This window comes from Streptomyces sp. NPDC107471 (assembly GCF_055582845.1).
In genome coordinates this window covers 305923-325253 of sequence record NZ_JBVJPC010000009.1, presented here as the reverse complement: position 1 = coordinate 325253, position 19331 = coordinate 305923, and the positions used below count along the sequence as shown (strand labels likewise).

Here is a 19331-nt window from a genome sequence, read left to right as displayed (position 1 = left end):
ACGTCAGAAATGTGCCGCTGCTTCTCGAAGGACGGGTCAGCCGACCGCGCCTTCCATCTGCAGCTCGATCAGCCGGTTGAGTTCGAGGGCGTACTCCATGGGCAGCTCCTTCGCGATGGGCTCGACGAAGCCGCGCACGATCATGGCCATCGCCTCGAACTCGGAGAGACCACGGCTCATCAGGTAGAAGAGCTGGTCCTCGGAGACCTTGGAGACGGTCGCCTCGTGGCCCATGGACACGTCGTCCTCGCGGACGTCCACGTAGGGGTACGTGTCGGAGCGGGAGATGGTGTCGACGAGCAGCGCGTCGCACAGGACGTTCGACTTGGAGCCGTGGGCGCCCTCGCCGATCTCGACGAGACCGCGGTAGGACGTACGACCGCCGCCGCGCGCCACCGACTTGGAGACGATGTTGGAGGAGGTGTTCGGCGCCATGTGGACCATCTTGGAGCCGGCGTCCTGGTGCTGGCCCTCGCCCGCGAAGGCGATGGACAGGGTCTCGCCCTTGGCGTGCTCGCCCATCAGGTAGACGGCCGGGTACTTCATGGTGACCTTGGAGCCGATGTTGCCGTCGATCCACTCCATGGTCGCGCCCTCGTACGCCACGGCGCGCTTGGTGACCAGGTTGTAGACGTTGTTCGACCAGTTCTGGATGGTCGTGTAGCGGCAGCGGGCGCCCTTCTTCACGATGATCTCGACGACCGCGGAGTGCAGGGAGTCCGACTTGTAGATCGGGGCCGTGCAGCCCTCGACGTAGTGGACGTAGGCGTCCTCGTCGACGATGATCAGCGTCCGCTCGAACTGGCCCATGTTCTCGGTGTTGATCCGGAAGTAGGCCTGGAGCGGGATCTCCACGTGCACGCCCTTCGGCACGTAGATGAAGGAACCGCCGGACCACACCGCGGTGTTCAGCGACGCGAACTTGTTGTCGCCGACCGGGATGACGGTGCCGAAGTACTCCTTGAAGAGCTCGGGGTGCTCCTTCAGGGCGGTGTCGGTGTCGAGGAAGATGACGCCCTGCTCCTCCAGGTCCTCGCGGATCTGGTGGTAGACGACCTCGGACTCGTATTGGGCCGCGACACCGGCGACGAGGCGCTGCTTCTCCGCCTCGGGGATGCCGAGCTTGTCGTACGTGTTCTTGATGTCCTCGGGCAGGTCCTCCCAGGACTCCGCCTGCTTCTCCGTGGAGCGCACGAAGTACTTGATGTTGTCGAAGTCGATGCCGGAGAGGTCCGAGCCCCAGTTCGGCATGGGCTTCTTGTCGAAGAGGCGCAGACCCTTGAGGCGGAGCTTGGTCATCCACTCCGGCTCGTTCTTCTTCGCGGAGATGTCGCGGACGACGTCCTCGTTGATACCGCGCCGCGCGGAAGCGCCAGCCGTGTCGGAGTCGGCCCAGCCGTATTCGTACTTGCCCAGGCCCTCGAGCTCGGGGTGGGCAGTCTCCGTGGGGAGAGTCATGCGGGGTTCCTCCCGGCCGTGCTTGCAGATGCGTGATGAGACATGTGGGAAATCTTGGGGATGAACGTCGTGCAGACGCCGTCGCCGTGCGCGATGGTCGCAAGTCGCTGGACGTGCGTTCCGAGCAGTTGCGAGAAGATCTCGGTCTCCGCCTCGCAGAGCTGGGGGAACTTCTCCGCGACATGGGCCACCGGGCAGTGGTGCTGGCAGAGCTGCTCGCCGACCGGTGCGCTTCGCGCCGTAGCAGCGTACCCGTCCGCGCTCAGGGCCTTGGCCAGGGCTTCGGTGCGCTCCTCGGGGGCGGCGGACTCGACGGCCTTGCGGTACACCTCGGCCTGTGCGGCGATCCTCGCGCGGGCGAAGGCGACGACCGCCTCGTCCCCGCCGAAGCGCTCCTGGATCCAGCGCAGGGCGTCCGCGGCGAGCTTGTCGTAGGACTGGTCGAAGGCGTCCCGGCCGCAGTCGGTGAGCGCGAAGACCTTGGCGGGACGGCCGCGCGTGCGCGCGCCGTAGACCCGCTGCTCGCGCGCCTCGACGACCTCGTCGGCCACCAGGGCGTCCAGATGGCGTCGTACGGCCGCCTGGGTGAGCCCCAGTCGTCCGGCCAGCTCGGCGACGGTCGACGGGCCGTGGTCCAGGATGGATCGCGCGACGCGGTTGCGGGTGGACCGCTCACCGGTCGCGAGCTCCTCCTGAGGGGCCCCCGTGGGGGTCTCCCGAGCCTCGCCGACGTTTTTCACAACGCCATTGTTGCGTAATTCCTCAGGACCGGGCAAGCCGCGTCCGCTCCGCCGGACGGTGCCCTGCGTCACTTAGGTCCACCTAACCTGACCTGGGAAAACGATCTTTGATCGATCAAAGCGGTGGCGGCGGACGGTCCTGTCAGGGACACTCCCGAACCATGCCGACACCACCTCCCACCGGCCCACTTGTCACGCGCGACACCCTCGCCGGGCATCTGCGCGAGCTGGGTGTCACCAGCGGCGAGACCCTGCTCGTGCACTCCTCCCTGAGCTCCCTCGGCTGGGTCTGCGGAGGCCCGGTCGCGGTGGTGCAGGGACTCCTGGACGCCCTCGGCCCGGACGGCACCCTGGTGGTCCCCACCCAGACCGGCGACCTCTCGGACCCGGCGGTGTGGAGCAACCCACCGGTGCCCGAGGAGTGGTGGGACACCATCCGCGCGACCATGCCCGCCTACGACCCCCTCGTCACACCCTCGCGCGGGGTCGGCGTGATCCCCGAGACCGTCCGCACCTGGCCCGGCGCCCTGCGCAGCGCGCACCCGCAGACCTCCTTCGCGGCGATCGGCTCCCACGCGCGTGCGGTCCTGGACGGCCACGCCCCCGACTGCCGCCTGGGCGAGCGCAGCCCCCTGGCCAGGCTGGAGGCCCTGCACGCGCGCGTACTGCTCCTGGGCGCGGGCTACGACACCTGCACGAGCTTCCATCTCGCCGAGTACCGCGTCCCGGCCCCGCGGGTGAAGGTGGGCCGCCCGGGACCGGACGGCTGGGAGGTGGTCACGGAGGTCTCGATCACCTCGGACCGCTTCGACGAACTCGGGCACGACTTCGAGCGGGACACCGGGGTGGTCGTACGGGGAAGGGTGGGCGCCGCCGACGCGCGACTGTTCCCCGTCGCCGACGCGGTGGCGTACGCCGAGCGCTGGTTGTCACTGCACCGCTCCCGCGAGGAGGAGGTCCCGCTCGCGGCGCGGGAGGAACTCGGGCGCACCGGGAGGGCCTGAGATGCGACTGAACCGCGTGCAACGCCCCGGCGGAACGCGCTCGAGAACACCCGAGCCGGTCCGGATGTCCCCGGACCGGTTCGAAAGGCCGCGCGTGGCGCGGTCCGCATGACGCCGGGCCGGTCCGGAAGGACCCGAGCCGGCCCCAGGACGCTGGACTGGACCGGAAGGACCCGGACCGGTCCGACAGGCCGCCTTCCGGCCCACCCCCGGCCAGGTCCCGGCCAGGTCCCGGCTAGGTCCCGAAGACTCCGGCCGGCCGGTCCCGAGACCCCGGGGACCCGTCTCGGGGACGCCCGGTACCGAAGACACCCGAGCGTGTCCGAGACCGCGAGCCGTCTCGAAGACCGCTGGACCGACCCCCGAGACCCCGTGACGACCCCGCTGAAACGCCACGACGGCCCCGGAAAGCCTCCCGGCGGTGGAGATCTCGCACCCGCCCGTCTGCGGCACGGGCCGCGAACCTAGACTCGGGCCCATGCGAAGTGAGCCCGTGGTCCAGGTCCACGCCCTGGTGAAGCGGTACGGCACGAAGACCGCCGTGGACGGCCTCGACCTGGTGACCCGGGCGGGCGTGACCGCCGTACTCGGGCCCAACGGCGCCGGCAAGACGACGACCGTGGAGACCTGCGAGGGCTACCGCAGGCCGGACTCCGGCACGGTCCGGGTGCTGGGCCTCGACCCGGTGCGCCAGGCCCGTGAGCTGCACCCGCGGATCGGCGTGATGCTCCAGTCCGGGGGCGTGTACTCGGGCGCCCGCGCCGACGAGATGCTCCGGCACATGGCGGGACTGCACGCGCACCCGCTCGACGTGGACGCGCTGATCGAGCGCCTGGGCTTGGAGAGCTGCGGCCGGACGACGTACCGCCGGCTGTCGGGCGGCCAGCAGCAGCGCCTGGCCCTCGCCATGGCCGTCGTGGGCCGCCCGGAACTGGTGTTCCTGGACGAGCCGACCGCCGGCCTCGACCCGCAGGCCCGCCGCGCGACCTGGGACCTGGTCCGCGACCTGCGCGCCGACGGCGTCTCGGTCGTCCTGACCACGCACTACATGGACGAGGCCGAGCAGCTCGCCGACGACGTGGCGATCATCGACGGCGGCCGGGTCATCGCCCAGGGCAGCCCGGAGGAGCTGTGCCGCGGCGGCGCGGAGAACACCCTGCGCTTCTCCGGCCGCCCCGGGCTCGACGTGGGATCGCTCCTGAAGGCCCTCCCCGCCGACTGCACGGCGGCCGAACTGACCCCCGGCTCCTACCGGGTGGTCGGCAAGGTGAACCCGCAACTGCTGGCGACGGTGACGTCCTGGTGCGCCCAGCACGGCGTGATGCCGGAGAAGATCTCGGTGGAACGGCACACCCTGGAAGACGTCTTCCTCGAACTGACCGGCAAGGAGCTGCGCGCGTGACCGCCACCGGTACGTACACCCCGAAGCCGGGCGCGGCACCCCTGGGACGCATGATCGCGTCCCAGGCGGTCCTGGAGACGAAGATGCTCCTGCGCAACGGTGAGCAGCTCCTGCTGACGGTGGTGATCCCGACCCTCGTGCTGGTCCTGTTCAGCTCGGTGGACATCATCGACACCGGTGCGGGCAGCGCGGTGGACTTCCTCACACCGGGCGTGCTGGCCCTCGCGGTGATGTCGACGGCCTTCACGGGCCAGGCGATCGCGACCGGCTTCGAACGCCGCTACGGCGTCCTCAAGCGCCTGGCCTCCTCCCCGCTCCCCCGCTGGGGCCTGATGACGGCGAAGACGGCGTCGGTCCTGGTGACGGAGATCCTCCAGGTGATCCTCCTGACGGTGATCGCGTTCGCGCTGGGCTGGTCCCCGCACGGCAACCCCTTCGCCGTCCTCCTGCTCCTGATCCTCGGCACCGCGGCCTTCTCCGGCCTCGGCCTCCTCATGGCGGGCACCCTCAGGGCGGAGGCCACCCTGGCCGCGGCCAACCTGGTCTTCCTGCTGCTCCTGGTGGGCGGCGGAGTGCTCGTCCCCCTGTCCAAGTTCCCCGCCGGAGCCCAGGACGTCCTCGGCCTGCTGCCGATCTCGGCACTGTCGGACGGACTGCGGGACGTGCTCCAGCACGGGACCGGGATGCCCTGGGGCGACCTGGGGACCCTGGCGGTGTGGGCGGTGGCCGGACTGGCCGTGGCGGGGCGCTTCTTCCGCTGGGAGTGAGGCCGGGCCCGCCGCCAGGAGGGGCCCTCGTGAACGCGTGCACAAGCGGCCCCCCTACGATGGAGGGCGTGCCGAACCTGACCCGCGCCGACGCCGTAGCGGCCGTCCGCAACCCGCTCGCCTTCATCGCCGCACGCTGGACCCCGACCCCCCGGACGGTTCAGCGGGCGGCTCTCTCCGCGCTCGTCATGGCGGTGGTCATCGTGGTCACCGGCGGGGCGGTGCGGCTGACCGGGTCGGGACTCGGATGCCCGACCTGGCCCAAGTGCACGGACGACTCGCTGACCGCGACCAGCGCGATGGGTTTCCACGGCGCCATCGAGTTCGGCAACCGGATGCTCACTTACGTGCTGTGCGCCGCCGTCGGGTGGGCGATCATCGCCGCCCGCTCGCAGAAGCCGTACCGGCGCAGCCTGACCCGGCTGGGCTGGGCGCAGTTCTGGATCGTGATGAGCAACGCGATCCTCGGCGGCATCGTCGTGCTGGTGGGTCTCAACCCCTACACGGTCGCGGCCCACTTCGTGGCGACGACGGCCCTGATCACGGTCGCCGCCGTGATGTGGCAGCGCACCCGCGAGGGCGACACGGCACCCCGTCCGCTGGTCGGCAAGCCGGTGCGGCAGCTCGTGTGGTTCATGGTCGCGGCCGCCGCCCTGCTGATCCTCGTCGGCACCGTGGTCACCGGCGCCGGACCGCACGCCGGGGACTCCAGCGAGGTCGAGCGGATGCCGCTGGACTGGGAGACCGTCAGCAAGGTGCACGCGGTGCTGGCCTGGATCGTGGTGTCGCTGACCTTCGCCCTGTGGTTCATCCTCAAGGCGGTCGACGCCCCCAGGGGCCCCCTGCACCGCACCCGCGACCTCTTCCTGGTCCTCCTCGCCCAGGGCGTCATCGGGTACGTCCAGTACTTCACCGACCTGCCCGAGTTCCTGGTCGGCCTGCACATGCTCGGCTCGGCCCTGGTGTGGATCGGGGTGCTGCGCGTCCTGCTGGCCCTGCGGGAGCGGTCCGAGGACGAGCTGCCCGAGGTGCCTGCTCAGTACGCGGCCACCAGCTCGTCGATCGCCGGCCCCAGGTAGCCGCGGGTCAGCTCCGCCCGGTTCTCGACGGCGGGTCCGGGTTCGCCGTAGCGACGCCCCCGGACGTCCTCGACGACCTCCTCGGGCGCCCCGAGCCGGGGCAGCAGGTCCAGTGCCTCGCGCTTCGAGATCAGCCGGCCCTCGCGGACGGTCACGGTCGCGCGGGCGAACGTCAGCAGCCCCAGGTCGACCCACACGTCCCGGTGCCACAGCGCCGCGTTGTCGAGCGCCGGCCGCCAGAAGTCACGCTGGTCGCGGACCACGAAGTCGGCCAGCTCCCGGTCCGACACCGGCGGCAGCAGGTCCGCGGGCGGCTCGCCGTGCAGCACCCGCCCGAAGGCGTGCAGTTCGCGCCGGGTCACCGGGGAGACCGACCGCCTGAACAGCTCCTCGTGGGCCCAGGTGAGGTGGCGGCGGTCCAGGTCGGCCGAGGGCGTCAGATAGGTGCAGTGGAGCTGCGCGGACAGCGGCTCGGCCCGCAGTCGGGCGTGCAGTTTCGCCAGACGCCACACCGTGCGCGGCGTGATCGAGGGCAGCACGGCGATCAGGTCCAGGTCGCTGCGGCCCTCCTGGTAGTCGCCGCCGGCCAGCGAGCCGTGGGCCCACACGGCGACGGGCGCGAGCGGGGTCAGGTCGGCGAGGAAGCGGTCCAGCAAGGCGTCGGTCTGCATGGGCCCATCCTGGACAGCTCACTCCAGTCCGTACACCCTGCGCGCGTTCCCCGCCGCGATCAGCCCGGCCACCCGCTGGGCGTCCGTCAGCGACCAGGCGCCCTCGGCGACCCAGCCGCCCAGCACCCGGGCCAGCGCCTCACGGAACAGACGCGCGCCCACGACGTGCAGTTCGGGCAGGCTGTGCGCCCCGCTGGAGAAGACGATCTTGCCGAAGGGGGCCAGTTCCAGGATCTCCGCGAGCACGGTCGCCGCGCGGGCGCCGGTGCGCACGAGGGCGGCCCCCGAGTCGGTGTAGACGTGCGGGAAGACACCGGCGAGATGGGCGGCGTGCCGGTGGTACGGGTAGCTGTGCAGCAGCACGAGGTCGGTGCCGAGCCCCGCGGTGGCCCGCACGAAGTCGGTGAGCAGGACGGGGTCGGTGCGGTCGATGCGCAGTCCCGGTTCGCCGAGCCCGGCGTGCAGTTGCAGGGGCAGTCCGGAGGCGGCCGCGATCCACAGCAGGTGCCGCAGGAGCACGGGGTCGGACAGCTCACCGCCGACCCGGCGGCCCGCCAGCCAGCGGCCGGCCGCGCCCCGCACCTCGCCGGGACCGGGCGGCTCGGGCGCGAGCGCGAGCCCGTGCCGTACGCCCGCCACCGAGGTGAAGGCGACCGCGTTCGCGGCGGCCCCGTGCACCGACTCGGCGAGGTTGGCCAGGAAGGACTCGACGGTGCCGGAGGTGTCGGCGACCTGTTCGGCGAGGAGTTCCAGGCGCACGATCTCGCGGGTCTGGGCGTCCGCGGCGGAGGCCAGCTCGGTGGGTCCGGTCAGGTCGCCGGGCAGCCCGGTGTCGACGAGGTAGGTGGTGATCCCGCTGCCGCGCAGCAGCCTGCGACCCGCTTCCAGCACCCCGAGCTCCCGGCGCCGGGCCAGGTAGCGTGCGGGCGGGCAGTGCGGTTCCAGGCCGAGCAGGGGCGGGCACCAGCGCCGTACGGCGAAGCCCGTCTGGGTGTCGAACAGCGTGGTTCCCGGGGCGGGCGGGCCCTCGGTGCGGGCGAGCTGGGCCTCGAAGGTGCCGAGCCCCAGCTCCGTCCTCAGTACGCCGTGGCAGTACTGGTCCACGAGGGACGGCGTTTCGATCATCCGGACTCCCCGTGTGGTGGACCGTGTCGCTCTAACAGGTCCTAACGGGTGAACCGGGCATCAGGTGTTGGGGTCGCACACCCCGGGTGAAAGGCCGACGGATCTCAGCCGTTCGAGGGACCGCCGACCTGGATGCCGGCCATGCGGCTCCACTCGTACGGCCCGGTCCTCACCTTGGCCGCGAACTCGCCGTCGAACTCCTCGTGCACGGTGATGCCGGACTTCTCGACGGCCTTCTCGGCGATCTCGTACGAGGGGGCCACCAGGTCGCCCCAGGTGCCGTCCTCGCCGACGAGGACGATCCGGGTGCCGCGCTCACCGATGTAGGCGAGCTGGCCCTCGGCGCCGCCGTGCTCCTTGGAGAAGGCGCTGATCTGCTTGGCGAGCCGGGCGACCGTGCGCTCGGCCTTCGCGTCAACCTGCTGGGTGTCTGCCATGACCAGGATGCTACCGACGAGTAGAGAGGACGGCGACGTGACCCTTACCTCAGGAAGGGGTCGACCGCCACCGCGAGGAAGAGGATCGACACATAGGTGATCGACCAGTGGAACAGCCGCATCTCCTTGAGCTTCGCGCCCGTCACCTCGGCCTTGGCGCGGTTCTGCAGGCCGTGTGCCTCCCACAGCCAGAAGCCGCCCGCGAGGAGCGCGACCGCCGTGTAGAACCAGCCGGTGTAGCCGAGCGGGGTGAGCAGCAGCGAGACCGCGACCATCACCCAGCTATAGATGACGATCTGCTTGGCGACGACCTTGTTGGAGGCGACCACCGGCAGCATCGGCACGCCCACACGCGCGTAGTCCTCGCGGACCTTCATGGACAGCGGCCAGTAGTGCGGCGGCGTCCAGAAGAACATGACGAGGAAGAGGACGATCGGCGCCCACGACATGGAGTTCGTGACCGACGACCAGCCGATCAGGACGGGCAGGCAGCCGGCGATCCCGCCCCACACGATGTTCTGCGAGGTGCGGCGCTTGAGGATCATCGTGTAGACGACGACGTAGAAGAGGAGCGCTCCGAGGGAGAGCCAGGCGCTCAGCCAGTTGACGGTGAGGCCGAACAGCAGTGTCGACACGACCGCCAGCGTGATGCCGAAGGCGAGGCACTCGCGCGGCGACACCATGCCGGTCACCAGGGGACGCTGCGAGGTGCGGTCCATGAGCGCGTCGATGTCACGGTCGATGTACATGTTGAGCGCGTTGGCGCCGCCCGCGGACAGGTAGCCGCCGACGCAGGTGAGCAGCACCAGCGTCAGGTCCGGCACGCCCTGCTGGGCGAGGAACATCACCGGAACGGTGGTGATCAGCAGCAGCTCGATGATCCGGGGCTTGGTCAGCGCCACGAATGCCTTGACACGGGCCCCGAACGGCCGGTGACTCGAGCTCTTGCTCTCCCCCAGCACTCCGGCTGGACGGGATTCGACGGCCGTCACGCACACCCCTACAGAGACATCCCAGCGAGCCTCTCCCGTGTGAAGTCCCGGTAAAGGCTCGCGCGTACCACGCCACTGTAGACGTTGCCCATACCCCGATATTCGCGGGGGTCGGGTCGTGTCCGCGGACACCCCCGGAAGAGCTGTGTCCCACTCGGTTGAGCACTCGGACGAGCGGCTGCGTATTCAGTTGCCGAATGCGGTACGGGCCAGTCGGGAGGCGGATCCCCGAAAGGCCCGGCAGTCTGGAATGACTCGAAAAAACGCACGTACTTGCGGGGGTAGGCTCGACAACGGCCGGGCGTCCCGTGCACCGGCATTTCGACATGTGTGACATGTGGAGAGGAGCCCTGACCCAGGGTGAGCACCAAGCCGACCACCACAGACCTCGAGTGGACCGAGTTGGACCAGCGGGCCGTCGACACCGCCCGCGTCCTGGCCGCCGACGCCGTACAGAAGGTCGGAAACGGCCATCCGGGTACGGCGATGAGCCTGGCTCCCGCCGCCTACACCCTCTTCCAGAAGGTGATGCGGCACGACCCGGCCGACCCCGACTGGGTCGGGCGCGACCGCTTCGTGCTGTCCGCCGGCCACTCGTCCCTGACCCTCTACACCCAGCTCTACCTGGCCGGTTTCGGCCTGGAGCTGGACGACCTCAAGGCCTTCCGCACCTGGGGCTCGAAGACCCCGGGCCACCCGGAGTACGGCCACACCAAGGGCGTGGAGACCACCACCGGTCCGCTCGGCCAGGGTGTCGCCAACGCGGTGGGCATGGCGATGGCCGCCCGCTACGAGCGCGGTCTGTTCGACCCCGAGGCCCCCGAGGGCACCTCCCCCTTCGACCACTTCGTCTTCGCCATCGCCGGTGACGGCTGCCTCCAGGAGGGCATCTCCGCGGAAGCCTCCTCGATGGCCGGCCACCAGAAGCTGGGCAACCTCGTCCTGCTGTGGGACGACAACCACATCTCGATCGAGGGCGACACCGAGACGGCCGTCTCCGAGGACACCGCCAAGCGCTACGAGGCGTACGGCTGGCACGTCCAGCGTGTCGCGCCGCAGGCCAACGGCGACCTCGACCCGGTCGCGATCTTCGAGGCGATCCAGAAGGCCAAGGCGGTCACCGACAAGCCGTCCTTCATCGCGATGCGCTCGATCATCGCCTGGCCCGCCCCCAACGCGCAGAACACCGAGGCCGCCCACGGCTCGGCGCTCGGCGACGACGAGGTCGCGGCCACCAAGCGGGTCCTCGGCTTCGACCCGGAGCAGTCCTTCGAGGTCTCCGAGGAGGTCATCGGCCACACCCGCCAGGCGCTGGAGCGCGGCCGGCAGGCCAAGGCCGAATGGGAGAAGTCCTTCCAGGAGTGGCGCAACAACAACCCCGAGCGCGCGGCCGACTTCGACCGCATCGCGGCGGGTGAGCTGCCCAAGGACTGGGAGTCGGCGATCCCCGTCTTCGAGCCCGGCAAGGGCGTCGCCACGCGTGCCGCGTCCGGCAAGGTGCTCCAGGCGCTCGGCGCGGTGGTCCCCGAGCTGTGGGGCGGCTCCGCCGACCTCGCCGGCTCTAACAACACCACCATCGACAAGACCAGCTCCTTCCTCCCGGCGGACAACCCGCTGCCGGAGGCGGACCCGTACGGCCGCACGATCCACTTCGGCATCCGCGAGCACTCCATGGCCGCGGAGATGAACGGCATCGCGCTGCACGGCAACACGCGCATCTACGGCGGCACCTTCCTGGTGTTCTCCGACTACATGCGCAACGCCGTACGCCTCTCGGCGCTGATGCACCTGCCGGTGACGTACGTGTGGACGCACGACTCCATCGGCCTCGGCGAGGACGGCCCGACCCACCAGCCGGTCGAGCATCTGGCCTCGCTGCGCGCGATCCCCGGCCTGAACGTGGTCCGCCCGGCCGACGCCAACGAGACCGCGATCGCCTGGCGCGAGATCCTCGGCCGCTGGACCAAGGAGTTCGGCAAGGGCGCCCCGCACGGCCTGGCGCTGACCCGTCAGGGCGTGCCGACGTACGAGCCCGACGAGGACGCGGTCAAGGGCGGTTACGTGCTGTTCGAGGCCGAGGGCGGTGCGCCGGAGGTCATCCTGATCGCCACCGGTTCCGAGGTGCACGTGGCTGTCGAGGCGCGTGAGCAGCTCCAGGCCGACGGCGTGCCGACGCGTGTCGTCTCCATGCCGTGCGTGGAGTGGTTCGAGGAGCAGGACCAGGGGTACCGGGACAGCGTCCTGCCCCCGTCCGTGAGGGCCCGTGTCGCGGTCGAGGCGGGGATCGGTCTGACCTGGCACAAGTACGTCGGGGACGCCGGTCGCATCGTTTCCCTGGAGCACTTCGGGGCTTCGGCGGACGGCAAGGTCCTCTTCCAGGAGTTCGGCTTCACCGGCGAGAACGTGGCCGCCAAGGCGCGGGAATCTCTCGCCGCCGCCCAGCGCTGACGCTCACATACGACACGTAGGAGATGTAATTCCATGACAGACGCACTCAAGCGCCTCTCCGAGGAAGGCGTCGCGATCTGGCTGGACGACCTGTCGCGCAAGCGGATCACGTCCGGCAACCTCGCCGAGCTGATCGACCAGCAGCACGTCGTGGGCGTCACCACCAACCCCTCGATCTTCCAGAAGGCGATCTCCGAGGGCGACGGCTACGACCAGCAGCTCTCCGACCTCGCGTTCCGCAAGGTCACGGTCGAAGAGGCCATCCGCATGATCACCACGGCGGACGTCCGGGACGCCGCCGACATCCTGCGCCCGGTCTACGACGCCACCGGCGGCCAGGACGGCCGCGTGTCGATCGAGGTCGACCCGCGCCTGGCCCACAACACCAAGGCGACGGTCGCCGAGGCCAAGCAGCTCGCCTGGCTGGTCGACCGCCCCAACACCCTCATCAAGATCCCGGCCACCCGTGCCGGCATCCCCGCCATCACCGAGGTCATCGGCCTCGGGATCAGCGTCAACGTCACGCTGATCTTCTCGCTCGAGCGCTACCGCGAGGTGATGGAGGCGTTCCTGGCCGGTCTGGAGAAGGCCAAGGAGCGGGGCCTGGACCTGTCGCAGATCCACTCCGTGGCGTCCTTCTTCGTGTCCCGCGTGGACACCGAGATCGACAAGCGCATCGACGCGCTCGGCACCGACGAGGCCAAGGCCGCCCGCGGCAAGGCGGGCGTGGCCAACGCGCGTCTGGCCTACCAGGCGTACGAGGAGGTCTTCTCGGGCGAGCGCTGGGCGCAACTGGAGAACGCCGGCGCGAACAAGCAGCGTCCGCTGTGGGCCTCGACCGGCGTCAAGGACAAGGCCTACAAGGCCACCCTGTACGTCGACGAGCTGGTGGCGCCCAACACGGTGAACACCATGCCGGAGGCCACCCTCCAGGCGACCGAGGAGGGCGGCGAGATCCGCGGCAACGCGATCGCCGGCACGTACGAGCAGGCCCGTGCCGATCTCGACGCCGTCGAGAAGCTCGGGATCTCGTACGACGAGGTGGTCCAGCTCCTGGAGGACGAGGGCGTCGAGAAGTTCGAGGCGTCCTGGAACGACCTGCTCAAGTCGACCGAGGCGGAGCTCCAGCGCCTCGCCCCCTCGGAGGGCTGAAACCTTGTCGAGCAGCAACCCGCTGCGTGACCCTGCCGACCGACGGCTCCCGCGTATCGCGGGGCCGTCGGGCCTGGTCATCTTCGGCGTCACGGGCGATTTGTCACGAAAGAAGCTCATGCCCGCCGTGTACGACCTCGCGAACCGGGGTCTGCTGCCGCCGGGCTTCTCACTGGTCGGCTTCGCCCGGCGGGACTGGGAGAACGAGGACTTCGCCGAGGTCGTCCACGACGCCGTCAAGGAACACGCCCGGACCCCGTTCCGCGAGGAGGTCTGGCAGCAGCTCATCCAGGGGATGCGCTTCGTCCAGGGCACCTTCGACGACGACGACTCGTTCGAGCGGCTGCGCGACACCATCGACGAACTCGACAAGGCGCAGGGCACCGGCGGCAACTTCGCCTTCTACCTGTCCGTGCCGCCGTCCGCCTTCCCCGTGGTCATCCAGCAGCTCAAGAAGCACCGGCTGGCGGACCAGTCGGGCGGCTCCTGGCGGCGCGCGGTCATCGAGAAGCCCTTCGGTCACGACCTGAAGTCGGCCGAGGAGCTCAACGCGACCGTCGAGGAGGTCTTCGCCCCGGACCAGGTCTTCCGCATCGACCACTACCTGGGCAAGGAGACCGTCCAGAACATCCTGGCGCTGCGCTTCGCCAACACGATGTTCGAGCCGATCTGGAACCGGTCCTTCGTGGACCACGTGCAGATCACGATGGCCGAGGACATCGGCATCGGCGGCCGGGCCGGCTACTACGACGGCATCGGCGCCGCCCGTGACGTCATCCAGAACCACCTGCTCCAGCTCATGGCGCTCACCGCCATGGAGGAGCCGGCCTCCTTCGACGCGGACGCGCTGGCCGCGGAGAAGACCAAGGTGCTCGGCGCGGTGCGGCTGCCGAAGGACCTGGGCCGGGACACCGTGCGCGGCCAGTACGCGGCGGGCTGGCAGGGCGGCGCGAAAGCGGTCGGCTACCTCGAAGAGGACGGCATCGACCCCCAGTCGAAGACCGACACGTACGCGGCCATCAAGGTGGAGATCGACAACCGCCGCTGGGCCGGGGTGCCGTTCTACCTGCGCACCGGCAAGCGGCTCGGCCGCCGGGTCACCGAGATCGCGGTGGTCTTCCAGCGGGCCCCGCACTCCCCCTTCGACACGACGGCCACCGAGGAGCTGGGCTCCAACGCGATCGTCATCCGGGTCCAGCCCGACGAGGGCGTCACCGTCCGCTTCGGCTCCAAGGTGCCCGGCACCTCGATGGAGATCCGGGACGTGTCCATGGACTTCGCCTACGGCGAGTCGTTCACGGAGTCCTCGCCCGAGGCGTACGAGCGCCTGATCCTCGACGTCCTGCTCGGCGACTCCAACCTCTTCCCCCGCACGGAGGAGGTCGAGCTGTCCTGGAAGATCCTCGACCCGATCGAGGAGTACTGGGACACGCACGGCAGGCCCGCCCAGTACCCCTCCGGTACCTGGGGCCCGGTCGAGGCGGACGAAATGCTCGCACGAGAGGGACGGAGCTGGCGCCGGCCATGAAGACAGACCTCACGGACACCACGGCCAGCAAGATCAACAAGGCCCTGGTCAAGGGGCGCCGCGCCATCGGCACCCCCGCCGTCGGCATGGTGCTCACCCTGGTCATCGTCACGGACGAGGAGAACGCCTACGACGCCCTCAAGGCCGCCAACGACGCGTCCCGCGAGCACCCCTCGCGCACGCTGGTGGTCATCAAGCGGGTGTCGCGCAGTCCTCGTGACCGCACCCAGTCCCGCCTCGACGCCGAGGTGCGGGTGGGCGCGGAGGCGGGCACCGGCGAGACGGTCGTGCTGCGGCTGTACGGCGAGGTCGTGGACCACGCCCAGTCGGTGGTCCTCCCGCTGCTGCTGCCGGACGCGCCGGTCGTCGTCTGGTGGCCGGTGGACGCGCCGATCGACCCGGCCGGGGACCCGCTCGGTGCGCTCGCCCAGCGGCGGGTCACCGACACGTACTCCTCCGAGCAGCCGGTGCGCGAGCTGACGGCGCGCGCCGACACCTACACGCCGGGCGACACCGACCTCTCCTGGACCCGGATCACCCCGTGGCGCTCGATGCTGGCCGCCGCGCTCGACCAGGTCACCTGCAAGGTGGAGGCCGTCGAGGTGGAGGGCGAGGAGTTCAACCCGAGCTGCGAGCTGCTGGCGATGTGGCTGGCGGACCGGCTGGACGTGCCGGTGAAGCGGTCCCTGTCGAACGGCCCCGGCCTGACGGCGGTCCGCCTGCACACGGACAGCGGTCCGATCGTCCTGGACCGCGCGGACGGGTCGCTCGCCACGCTCTCCATCCAGGGGCAGCCCGACCGTGCGGTGGCGCTCAAGCGCCGGGACACGGCCGAGCTGATCGCGGAGGAGCTGCGCAGGCTGGACCCGGACGACACGTACGCCTCCGCACTGCGCTTCGGCGTGGAACGCCTGAACCCGTCGGCGCCCTTCCCGGAGACGGGTGGTGACGCCGGAAAAGGTGACGACAGTTCGGACGCCAAAGGAGAACCCGTCTCCGAAGCCCCTGTCGAGGGCACTGCGGAAACTCCCGGGGCGCAAGGGCCGCAAGAGTCGGCACCGGAATCGCTGAAGCCGGTCCCCTCCGGTCTGTCCGGCGGCGGGAAGGCGGCGAAGTGAGCACTCCGCAGCTCGTCGTGCACCACGACAAGGAACTGATGGCGCAGGCCGCCGCGGCCCGGCTGATCACCAAGATCGTGGACGCGCAGGCCTCCCGGGGCTCGGCGTCGGTGGTCCTCACCGGCGGCCGCAACGGCAACGGCCTGCTCGCCGCCCTGGCCGCGGCGCCCGCCCGGGACGCGATCGACTGGGGCCGGCTGGACCTGTGGTGGGGGGACGAGCGCTTCCTGCCCGAGGGCGACCCGGAGCGCAACGTCACCCAGGCCCGCGAGGCCCTGCTCGACTCCGTACCGCTGGACCCGAAGCGCGTGCACGCCATGCCCGCGTCGGACGGCCCGCACGGCGAGGACGTCGAGGCCGCGGCGGCCGCGTACGCCGAGGAGCTGGCCCGTGCGGCCGGCCCCGAGAACCACGGCGCGGTCCCGACCTTCGACGTCCTGATGCTGGGCGTCGGCCCGGACACCCACGTGGCGTCCCTGTTCCCGGAACTCCCCGCGGTACGGGAGACCGAGCGCACGGTCGTGGGCGTCCACGGCGCGCCGAAGCCGCCGCCCACCCGGGTGTCGCTGACCCTGCCCGCGATCCGCGCGGCCCGCGAGGTCTGGCTGCTGGCCGCCGGTGAGGACAAGGCACAGGCCACGGCGATCGCCCTGTCCGGCGCGGGCGAGATCCAGGCCCCGGCGGCGGGCGCCCGGGGCCGGGCCCGCACCCTGTGGCTGCTGGACTCGGCGGCGGCCTCCCAGCTCCCCAGGTCGCTGTACCCGCCGGCGTCCTCGTAACGGCGCTCTCGCACACGGCAGTCGACGCCGGGTCCCTCCCAGGAGGGGCCCGGCGTTCGCTCAGAAGGAGCCCGGTGTCGCGGCGACCTCGGGGAAGTCGTACCCCTCCCAGTTCTCCGGCGACAGTCTGATCTCCCGCAGCAGGTCCGAGAACACCTGCCCGTCGTACAGCACACCGCTGTATGCGGCCGGGATCCGTACGGCGTTGATCACCGCGGTCGGGGTGCCCGGTCCCTCCGGCTGCGTGCTGTCACCGGCGCTCTCGTAGGCCTTCTCGGACGCCGTCACGAAGGCCGCGTACTCCATGTCCCGCACCGCCGAGTCGAAGGCCGGGCCCCGCAACCCGTCGACCTGCCCGGCCAGTTCGAGCAGACGGTCGTCGGTGTAGCCGTCCTCGGACTCCTCGGGCTGGTGGCGGTAGAGCACCTGGTGGTACTCCGCGAACCTGCCCTCCGCCAGCGCCGCCCGCAGGGCGTTGACCGCCTTCTTCGAGCCGCTGCCGCCGAGCCTGTCGTCCAGGAAGGACGCCATGGTGTACTCGGTCTTCGCCTCACCCCGCAGGGTCGCTTCCTGGAGCTGCGGACCACCGCCGGTGGACTCGAACTCCTCGCAGTACGGGCAGCGCGGATCCTCGTACATGTGCACCGTCACCGGCGCGCGCGGGTCTCCGACCGTGATCGTCGTGCCGTCGGAGCCGAGCTTCTCCGGCACCTTCTCCAGACTGCTGTACGCGCCTCCGTGCTCGTAGGCCCGTTGACCGCAGCCCGCGAGCGCCGCTCCCAGAAGGGCCGCCGTGAGTGCCACGGCGACCCGCCCCCCATGCTTCATCCGTACCTCTCGTCTCCCCCAGGTTCAGCGCGACCCTAGGGCATGGGCACAGAAAGCGCACAGCAGTTCCCGTCCGGGGGCCTCACTACCGGCCGCGCAGCTCCCGGTACGTCGCCACCAGGGCCTTCGTCGAGGCGTCCAGGCCCGGCACCTCGACGCCCTCGGTGAGCGCCGGTTCGACGCGCTTGGCGAGGACCTTGCCGAGCTCGACGCCCCACTGGTCGAAGGAGTCGATGTTCCAGATCGCGCCCTGGACGAACACCTTGTGCTCGTAGAGGGCGATGAGCTGGCCGAGCACGGACGGGGTGAGCTCCTTGGCGAGGATCGTGGTCGTCGGGTGGTTGCCGCGGAACGTCTTGTGCGGGACCAGTTCCTCGGCCACGCCCTCCGCGCGCACCTCCTCGGCGGTCTTGCCGAAGGCGAGCGCCTGTCCCTGCGCGAACAGGTTGGCCATCAACAGGTCGTGCTGCGCCTTGAGTTCGTCGCTCAGCTCGCCGACCGGACGGGCGAAGCCGATGAGGTCGGCCGGGATCAGCTTGGTGCCCTGGTGGATCAACTGGTAGTAGGCGTGCTGCCCGTTGGTGCCGGGCGTGCCCCACACCACCGGTCCGGTCTGCCACTGCACCGGGTGGCCGTCGCGGTCCACCGACTTGCCGTTGGACTCCATGTCGAGCTGCTGGAGGTAGGCGGTGAACTTCGACAGGTAGTGCGAGTAGGGCAGGACCGCGTGCGACTGGGCGTCGTGGAAGTTGCCGTACCAGACGCCGAGCAGGCCCAGCAGCAGCGGCACGTTGGACTCGGCCGGGGCGGTGCGGAAGTGCTCGTCGATGATCCGGAAGCCGTCGAGCATCTCCCGGAACCGGTCCGGGCCGATGGCGATCATCAGGGAGAGGCCGATCGCCGAGTCGTAGGAGTAGCGGCCGCCGACCCAGTCCCAGAACTCGAACATGTTGTCCGGGTCGATGCCGAAGTCGGTGACCTTCTCGGCGTTCGTCGACAGCGCCACGAAATGCTTCGCGACGGCGTCCTGGCCGGCCTTCAGCTCGCCGAGCAGCCACGCGCGGGCCGAGGTCGCGTTGGTGATCGTCTCGATCGTGGTGAAGGTCTTGGAGGCGATGACGAACAGCGTCTCGGCGGCGTCCAGGTCGCGGGTGGCCTCGTGCAGGTCGGCGCCGTCGACGTTCGACACGAAGCGGACGGTGAGGTCGCGGTCGGTGAAGGCCCGCAGCACCTCGTAGGCCATGGCGGGGCCGAGGTCGGAGCCGCCGATGCCGATGTTGACGACGTTCCTGATCCGCTTGCCGGTGTGGCCGGTCCACTCGCCGGAGCGGACCCGGTTCGCGAAGTCGCTCATCTTGTCCAGCACGGCGTGCACACCCGGGACGACGTTCTCCCCGTCGACCTCGATCACCGCATCACGCGGGGCGCGCAGCGCGGTGTGCAGCACCGCCCGGTCCTCGGTGAGGTTGATCCGCTCACCGCGGAACATCGCGTCCCGCAGCCCGAACACGCCGGTGGCGGCGGCGAGTTCGCGCAGCAGCCGCAGGGTCTCGTCGGTGACCAGGTGCTTGGAGTAGTCGACGTACAGGTCACCGACCCGCAGTGTGTATGCGGTGCCGCGCCCGGGATCGGCGGCGAACAGCTCCCTCAGTGCCACCTCGCCGACCTCCTCGCGGTGCTCGGCGAGCGCGGTCCACTCGGGTGTGCGGTTGAGCCTGGTACGGCCGTCTGCGTTCATGTCCGACTTCAGCCTTCTTTCGTGCCTGTCCCAGCGGTTCCCACCTATTTGATCAACGCGGGGCA

At 70.4% G+C, this 19331-nt stretch carries 17 protein-coding genes; 9 read left to right on the top strand and 8 right to left on the bottom strand.

From position 1 onward, the window contains the following. Positions 1 to 36: 36 nt before the first annotated feature. Together sufB and ACZ66S_RS29610 are read right to left on the bottom strand one after the other, a co-directional pair. Positions 37 to 1458 carry a Fe-S cluster assembly protein SufB gene (gene sufB, locus ACZ66S_RS29615; protein WP_125190079.1) on the bottom strand — a complete coding sequence of 474 codons (1422 nt, stop codon included), beginning with the start codon at positions 1456 to 1458 and terminating at the stop codon, positions 37 to 39. Beyond that, positions 1455 to 2198, bottom strand: coding sequence for a helix-turn-helix transcriptional regulator (locus ACZ66S_RS29610; RefSeq protein WP_469904595.1), 744 nt, complete (start codon positions 2196 to 2198; stop codon positions 1455 to 1457). The genes sufB and ACZ66S_RS29610 overlap by 4 nt, the downstream gene beginning before the upstream one ends. Positions 2199 to 2359: 161 nt before the next feature. Between ACZ66S_RS29610 and ACZ66S_RS29605 the strand changes: the two genes are divergently transcribed. From ACZ66S_RS29605 to ACZ66S_RS29590, 4 genes are all read left to right on the top strand, one after another. After that, positions 2360 to 3202: an AAC(3) family N-acetyltransferase gene (locus ACZ66S_RS29605; protein ID WP_469904594.1), complete on the top strand. Its 843-nt coding sequence runs from the start codon at positions 2360 to 2362 to the stop codon at positions 3200 to 3202. Positions 3203 to 3680: 478 nt separating this feature from the next. Then, positions 3681 to 4604 carry an ABC transporter ATP-binding protein gene (locus ACZ66S_RS29600; protein WP_469904593.1) on the top strand — a complete coding sequence of 308 codons (924 nt, stop codon included), beginning with the start codon at positions 3681 to 3683 and terminating at the stop codon, positions 4602 to 4604. Beyond that, positions 4601 to 5371, top strand: coding sequence for an ABC transporter permease (locus ACZ66S_RS29595; RefSeq protein WP_469904592.1), 771 nt, complete (start codon positions 4601 to 4603; stop codon positions 5369 to 5371). Before ACZ66S_RS29600 ends, ACZ66S_RS29595 begins: the two co-directional genes overlap by 4 nt. A gap of 59 nt (positions 5372 to 5430) precedes the next feature. Further along, positions 5431 to 6450, top strand: coding sequence for a COX15/CtaA family protein (locus tag ACZ66S_RS29590; RefSeq protein WP_469904733.1), 1020 nt, complete (start codon positions 5431 to 5433; stop codon positions 6448 to 6450). Here ACZ66S_RS29590 and ACZ66S_RS29585 read toward each other — a convergent pair. The 4 genes from ACZ66S_RS29585 to ACZ66S_RS29570 all read right to left on the bottom strand — a co-directional run bounded on the left by ACZ66S_RS29585 (position 6408) and on the right by ACZ66S_RS29570 (position 9681). Then, on the bottom strand, positions 6408 to 7121 hold the full coding sequence (locus ACZ66S_RS29585) for a nucleotidyltransferase domain-containing protein (RefSeq protein ID WP_469904591.1): 714 nt from the start codon (positions 7119 to 7121) through the stop codon (positions 6408 to 6410). The genes ACZ66S_RS29590 and ACZ66S_RS29585 overlap by 43 nt on opposite strands. 18 nt (positions 7122 to 7139) lie before the next feature. Further along, positions 7140 to 8246: an amidohydrolase family protein gene (locus ACZ66S_RS29580; protein ID WP_469904590.1), complete on the bottom strand. Its 1107-nt coding sequence runs from the start codon at positions 8244 to 8246 to the stop codon at positions 7140 to 7142. A gap of 104 nt (positions 8247 to 8350) precedes the next feature. Continuing rightward, on the bottom strand, positions 8351 to 8683 hold the full coding sequence (locus ACZ66S_RS29575) for a hypothetical protein (protein ID WP_469904589.1): 333 nt from the start codon (positions 8681 to 8683) through the stop codon (positions 8351 to 8353). Between the two features lie 44 nt (positions 8684 to 8727). Then, on the bottom strand, positions 8728 to 9681 hold the full coding sequence (locus ACZ66S_RS29570; protein WP_469904588.1) for a heme o synthase: 954 nt from the start codon (positions 9679 to 9681) through the stop codon (positions 8728 to 8730). Between the two features lie 354 nt (positions 9682 to 10035). On the opposite strand from ACZ66S_RS29570, the gene tkt reads away from it, so the two are divergent. Genes tkt through pgl form a run of 5 tightly spaced genes read left to right on the top strand, consistent with a single transcriptional unit; the run spans position 10036 to position 16700 of the window. Continuing rightward, positions 10036 to 12123: a transketolase gene (tkt, locus tag ACZ66S_RS29565; RefSeq protein ID WP_469904587.1), complete on the top strand. Its 2088-nt coding sequence runs from the start codon at positions 10036 to 10038 to the stop codon at positions 12121 to 12123. A 33-nt stretch (positions 12124 to 12156) separates the two neighbouring features. Then, positions 12157 to 13275 (top strand): transaldolase, encoded by a 1119-nt coding sequence (gene tal, locus ACZ66S_RS29560; protein WP_469904586.1) that lies wholly within the window; start codon positions 12157 to 12159, stop codon positions 13273 to 13275. Positions 13276 to 13279: 4 nt separating this feature from the next. Next, positions 13280 to 14803, top strand: a complete 1524-nt coding sequence (gene zwf, locus ACZ66S_RS29555) for a glucose-6-phosphate dehydrogenase (RefSeq protein ID WP_469904585.1) — start codon at positions 13280 to 13282, stop codon at positions 14801 to 14803. Beyond that, the gene (gene opcA, locus ACZ66S_RS29550; RefSeq protein WP_469904584.1) at positions 14800 to 15921 is read left to right on the top strand and encodes a glucose-6-phosphate dehydrogenase assembly protein OpcA; all 1122 of its coding nucleotides are present in this window, start codon (positions 14800 to 14802) and stop codon (positions 15919 to 15921) included. The genes zwf and opcA overlap by 4 nt, the downstream gene beginning before the upstream one ends. Continuing rightward, positions 15918 to 16700, top strand: a complete 783-nt coding sequence (gene pgl, locus ACZ66S_RS29545; protein WP_469904583.1) for a 6-phosphogluconolactonase — start codon at positions 15918 to 15920, stop codon at positions 16698 to 16700. Before opcA ends, pgl begins: the two co-directional genes overlap by 4 nt. A 60-nt stretch (positions 16701 to 16760) precedes the next feature. On the opposite strand, the gene ACZ66S_RS29540 is transcribed toward pgl, so the two are convergent. Next, a complete protein-coding gene (locus ACZ66S_RS29540; protein WP_469904582.1) occupies positions 16761 to 17504 on the bottom strand; it encodes a DsbA family protein in 744 nt (247 codons plus the stop codon). A 109-nt stretch (positions 17505 to 17613) separates the two neighbouring features. After that, positions 17614 to 19266 carry a glucose-6-phosphate isomerase gene (pgi, locus tag ACZ66S_RS29535; protein WP_469904581.1) on the bottom strand — a complete coding sequence of 551 codons (1653 nt, stop codon included), beginning with the start codon at positions 19264 to 19266 and terminating at the stop codon, positions 17614 to 17616. Positions 19267 to 19331: the final 65 nt, after the last annotated feature.